The organism is Photorhabdus cinerea (assembly GCF_011189575.1).
In the GTDB taxonomy this organism is placed as follows: Bacteria; Pseudomonadota; Gammaproteobacteria; order Enterobacterales; family Enterobacteriaceae; genus Photorhabdus; species Photorhabdus cinerea.
Genome location: NZ_PUJW01000129.1, coordinates 1 through 759 on the forward strand (window position 1 = coordinate 1; position 759 = coordinate 759).

The following is a 759-nucleotide window of genomic DNA, read 5'->3' on the forward strand; positions in this document are numbered from 1 at the left end:
GCTGGTCATGGGAACAGCAGCTTTACGGGCACGCATTTAGCGCAGTCAATGGGGCATACGGCGAGTTGGCTAGTTTCGGCGAACAGCGTAACTATCAGCATGAAACATTGCTCGGTGTAACCAAATCACCGACACCAAATTATGTGTGGGCTGCGGCATTGACTGGCGCAATTGCGCCAAGTTTACGTAATGATCCCGGCAGGCCAGTGCAGACATTACCGATTAGTGGCGTTCTGGCTCCGGCATCGGAGGACCAGCTTGATCTGATTGAGCGTAACAATCTGCTACACAGCGGGATTTCAACTTTTACTGTTGCTGATGACGGCACAATTCAGGTTGAAAATATCATCACGACTTATCAAAAGAATAGTTTTTGTGATAACGATGACAGCTATCTTGAAGTTGAGACGCTGTACTTGCTGATGTACGTCACGCGCTATATTCGCACGCAGATAACCAGCAAATTTGCTCGCATGAAGCTAGTGAAAGACGCTACCCGGTATGCGCCCGGCTCGGCAATTGTAACCCCCAACGTCATCCGCGCCGAACTTATCGCGCAGTATCGTACTTTGGAATACAACGGCTACGTGCAGGATTCGAAAGGCTTCGCAAGTGGGCTGATTGTTGATATCAATCCGCAAAATCCGAACAGAATCGATGTTCTGTGGACCGGCACACTCATCAATCAGTTGCGTGTTTTCGCGCTACTTAATCAGTTCCGCTTACAACCGGCAGCTTAAGAGGTAAACATGGGTAATA

Annotated in this window: 1 protein-coding gene; it reads left to right on the forward strand. The window is 48.9% G+C overall.

What is annotated here, in order from left to right; genetic code table 11:
• Positions 1-740, forward strand: a 740-nt coding sequence (locus tag C5469_RS22970; protein ID WP_207629348.1) for a phage tail sheath subtilisin-like domain-containing protein, incomplete at its 5' end; no start/stop codon positions are given.
• Between the last annotated feature and the right edge of the window lie 19 nt (positions 741-759).